Here is a 4,429-nt window from a genome sequence, read left to right on the forward strand (position 1 = left end):
AATTATTTTTCACATTTTATTTCCAAAATATGAGTTGTTTTTCCGTCAACTCTGAATTTATCGGAAGTTCTTTCCCCTATTACCCAAATAATTTCATTTTTCGAAAGCAGGACATAGGCTTTTTGCTTTTGGTATAATGTAAATTTCTTATCCCTGAAATAATCACTCAGTTTACGGCTTCCCTTCATTCCGAACGGAATAAAACGATCTCCTTCTTTCCAACATCTGATCATTAACGGAAAACTGACCTTATCCGCATCAAATACCGCAATACATGCATCTTTAGGAATTTCATATTCAGAAGTTCTATTGATCCGGGAAAACTCTAATTTTACCGGATAAGATATTTTCAAAACATTTTCAGAAATAACGACAACATCATTTTTGCAAACGTCTTTTTCTTTTACAATAAAAAATCCCCGATCCTTTAATAAAATATGAGTTCCCGATAAAATATATTTTCCAGATATGGCTGAAGCCATTCTCAAAATCTCATCTAATTGAACAGGCAAAAATCCAAAAGGTCTTAAAATCTCAAACAATAATGTACGTGGAGACGGAGAAGCAAATAGTCTTGATATTTCGATATGTAATTCGTTGTCTTTATGTTCTGTTATTTCATCTATAATTGAACTTATGGCAAAACGATATAACTGTTCTGTCTCGTATAAATTAGATGCCGTGCGTTCTAATGTTGCATAAACAGACGGATTTATACTTTCCAATAAAGGTAAAACTTGTAAACGAATCTTATTTCGCACATAAATATCTTCCTTATTTGTCCGATCCGTAATATAAGGTAATCCACGCAACGACAAATATGACTCAATATCCTTTCGGCTTAAACACAACAACGGTCTCACGATATACCCGTTGACAGGATGAATTCCCGTAAGTCCGGATATTCCCGTACCTCTAATTAAATTTAAAAGAACAGTTTCGACCGAATCATCCCTATGATGAGCAATAGCTGTCGCTCCGGCACCGATTTTCTTACGCTGTTCCTCAAACCATTCATAACGTAACTCACGACAAGCCATTTCGATAGATATATGTTTTTGGGAAGCATACATTTCTGTGTCGAAACGTACACTGCGAAAAGGAATATTCAATGTCTGTGCCATATCCCGGGCAAACACCATATCTCTTTCCGCCTCATCTCCCCGTAACTGAAAATTACAATGGCAAGCAATACATCGATAGCCTAATGTAACTAAAATATCCGATAAAGCAACAGAATCAGCCCCTCCGCTAAGACCAATAAGAACAGGCATAGTTTTATCAAGCTGTATTCTTGAATCGATAAATTGCTTCACACGAAGCATTATTTCTGATAAATCCATATAACCGAATTTCGAAATGCAATGTACAAACGTAACTGTTTTTTTTGATTTATAAAATATTTACCTCCCAAACGACTTTTTAAGTCACTATTAATTATTAAATTTGCAGCTAAAAACAGGAAAATAGCAAAATCATGATTGATAAAATAAACCGACTTAAAGCAGAAATAGACGCATTAAAAGCATCTAAGGCAGACGAAATAGAGGCTTTACGTATAAAATATTTAAGTAAAAAAGGAGAAATATCTCTTCTTTTTAATGATTTCAGGAATGTTGCTGCCGAAAACAAAAAAGAAGTCGGCAAACTTTTAAACGAACTGAAAGAGAAAGCTCTCAATCGTATTAATGAATTAAAAGAAAACCTTGATAGCAATTCTCAAGAAAACAACCTGATAGATCTCACGCGAACAGCTTATCCTGTTAATGTAGGAACTCGTCATCCTATTTCGCTTGTAAAAAACGAAATATGCGAAATTTTCGGACGTTTAGGCTTTTCTATAGCAGAAGGTCCTGAGATTGAAGATGACTGGCATGTATTCTCATCATTGAATTTTGCAGAAGATCATCCGGCAAGAGACATGCAAGATACGTTTTTTATTCAACGTAGTCCGGATATTTTACTTCGTACCCACACATCTTCCGTACAGACTCGGGTAATGGAACATTCGCAACCACCGATTCGTATTATCTGTCCGGGACGTGTATATCGGAATGAAGCGATCTCCGCCAGAGCTCATTGTTTCTTTCATCAAGTAGAAGCCCTTTATGTAGATAAGAACGTTTCTTTTGCAGATTTGAAACAGGCATTGCTGTTTTTTGCAAAAGAAATGTTCGGTCCTGACACAAAGATTCGTCTGCGTCCTTCATACTTTCCTTTTACCGAACCGTCTGCAGAAATGGACATATCTTGTAACTTATGTGGAGGAAAAGGATGTTCGTTCTGTAAACATACCGGATGGGTTGAGATATTAGGTTGCGGAATGGTAGATCCGAATGTATTGGAAGCCTGTGGCATAGATAGTAAAATTTATACCGGATATGCACTTGGAATGGGAATAGAGCGCATTACAAATTTAAAATACCAAGTAAAAGACCTTCGAATGTTTTCAGAGAACGATCAACGTTTTTTGGAAGAATTCGAATCTGCTCATTAAAATCGATAATAACTCTAAAACAAGGTACAAAGTTTTTTAACTTTGTACCTTTTATATTTTAATATAAAATGAGAAAACAAGAACGTTACGACAAAATTATCGAGTGGTTCTCAAAAAATGTTCCCGTTGCCGAAACGGAACTTCATTATAAAGATCCGTTTCAATTACTAATCGCCGTTATATTATCTGCTCAATGCACCGATAAACGGGTAAATATAATCACTCCACCTTTATTCCGGGATTTTCCCACTCCTGAAGCATTAGCTGCGACAACCCCAGAAGTCGTATATGAATATATCAAGAGCGTATCATATCCCAATAATAAGGCAAAACACTTAGTCGGAATGGCAAAAAAATTACTTAGTGAATTTAATGGAATTATTCCTTCTGACGTAGATGAATTACAGAAATTGCCGGGAGTAGGCCGAAAAACCGCAAATGTAATTGCATCGGTTGTATTCAATAAAGAAGCTATGGCCGTAGATACACATGTCTTTCGTGTTTCAAACCGAATAGGCCTTACAGATAATTCCAAAACGCCTCTTGAAACCGAAAGGACATTGGTAAAACATATTCCGGGACATTTACTACCAATCGCTCATCATTGGCTCATATTGCATGGTAGATATATTTGTACTGCCAGAAAGCCGAAATGTCTTGAATGTGGAATAAGAGAATACTGTAAATATTACAGTAAAAAGCCGGAATAAATCCCGGCTTTTTATTACACTTTATATTGCGATCTCCCCGACTTCTGCAGAAACAAATTTTATCAAATCTGCGGGATCGATTTTAATCTGTATTCCTCTCACTCCGGCACTTACATATATATAATGGAAATCAAGGCATGTTTTATGAAAATATGTCGGAAAATGCTTCTTCATCCCTATCGGCGAACAACCGCCTCTGATATATCCGGTAACAGGCAGGAGTTCTTTCATAGCGATCATTTCGGCACTTTTATTTCCTGATATTTTCGCCACAGCTTTCAAATCCACCTCCATATTACCCGGAATGACACAAACAAATATGCCTGTTTTATCTCCTCGCAAAACCAATGTTTTAAAAACCTGTTCTATGTTCTCGCCCAACTGTTCGGCAACATGTGTAGCCGCCAAATCAGACTCATCTACTTGATAGGGAATCAACTCATAAACGATATTTGCCTTATCCAGCAAACGGGCAGCATTAGTCTTATTTACCTTCATAATCTTTCTTGTTACTACCAAACAAAGGTAGAAAGATTATCGCTCATTCCAAATAATAATGAGTAACAGGTTTTAACTGCTTGTCCAATTCATATATTAACGGCGTTCCGGTAGGGATTTCTACTCCTATGATCTTCTCCGGGCTCAACTCTTCAAGATGCATAATCAAAGCCCTTAAACTATTACCATGTGCTGCTATCAATACAGTTTTTCTTTCTGCTATCTGCGGTGCAATCTCAACTTGCCAATAAGGGAGAACTCTTGCAACAGTATCTTCTAATGACTCTCCTTGCGGTAAAATTGCCGTATCTAACTGAGCATATCGAGGATCAAAACCTGGGAAACGAGGATCTTCTAAACTGATTTGCGGAGGACGCACATCGAAACTTCTTCTCCATGTCTTTACTTGTTCATCCCCATATTCCAGAGCAGTCTCCTTTTTATTCAATCCCTGTAAAGCACCATAATGTCGCTCATTCAATCGCCATGATTTAACAACCGGAATCCACAATCGATCAACCTTCTCTGCAACAATAAATTGAGTTTTGATAGCTCGTTTTAGAAAAGATGTATAACACAAATCATACAAAATATTATATCTCTTCAATAAAGTACCTGCCATTTCTGCTTCTTTTTCTCCTTTAGGGGATAAATCAACATCCATCCATCCGGTAAATCGGTTCTCACTATTCCAGACACTTTCTCCGTGCCGTAATAATATAAG

At 36.8% G+C, this 4,429-nt stretch carries 5 protein-coding genes; 2 read left to right on the forward strand and 3 right to left on the reverse strand.

Annotated elements, in window-relative coordinates; translation table 11 throughout:
• Positions 1 to 2: 2 nt before the first annotated feature.
• Complete coding sequence (gene tilS / locus AC1WHX_RS10755; RefSeq protein WP_278584159.1) at positions 3 to 1,343, reverse strand: tRNA lysidine(34) synthetase TilS; 1,341 nt, start codon at positions 1,341 to 1,343, stop codon at positions 3 to 5.
• A gap of 134 nt (positions 1,344 to 1,477) precedes the next feature.
• Here tilS and pheS point away from each other — a divergent pair, with 134 nt between their 5' ends.
• Complete coding sequence (gene pheS / locus AC1WHX_RS10760) at positions 1,478 to 2,497, forward strand: phenylalanine--tRNA ligase subunit alpha (protein WP_009316947.1); 1,020 nt, start codon at positions 1,478 to 1,480, stop codon at positions 2,495 to 2,497.
• 68 nt (positions 2,498 to 2,565) lie between these two features.
• Entirely contained in the window at positions 2,566 to 3,207 is a 642-nt protein-coding gene (nth, locus tag AC1WHX_RS10765) for an endonuclease III (RefSeq protein ID WP_022390140.1), read from the forward strand.
• A gap of 21 nt (positions 3,208 to 3,228) precedes the next feature.
• Here the strand turns inward: nth and ybaK are convergent, their stop codons facing one another.
• Both ybaK and gpmA read right to left on the reverse strand, forming a co-directional pair.
• Positions 3,229 to 3,705: a Cys-tRNA(Pro) deacylase gene (gene ybaK, locus AC1WHX_RS10770; RefSeq protein WP_009316945.1), complete on the reverse strand. Its 477-nt coding sequence runs from the start codon at positions 3,703 to 3,705 to the stop codon at positions 3,229 to 3,231.
• A 43-nt stretch (positions 3,706 to 3,748) separates the two neighbouring features.
• A partial coding sequence (gene gpmA, locus AC1WHX_RS10775; RefSeq protein WP_481229329.1) for a 2,3-diphosphoglycerate-dependent phosphoglycerate mutase occupies positions 3,749 to 4,429 on the reverse strand: 681 nt, incomplete at its 5' end.

The sequence above is a fragment of the Coprobacter sp. genome (genome assembly GCF_982436375.1).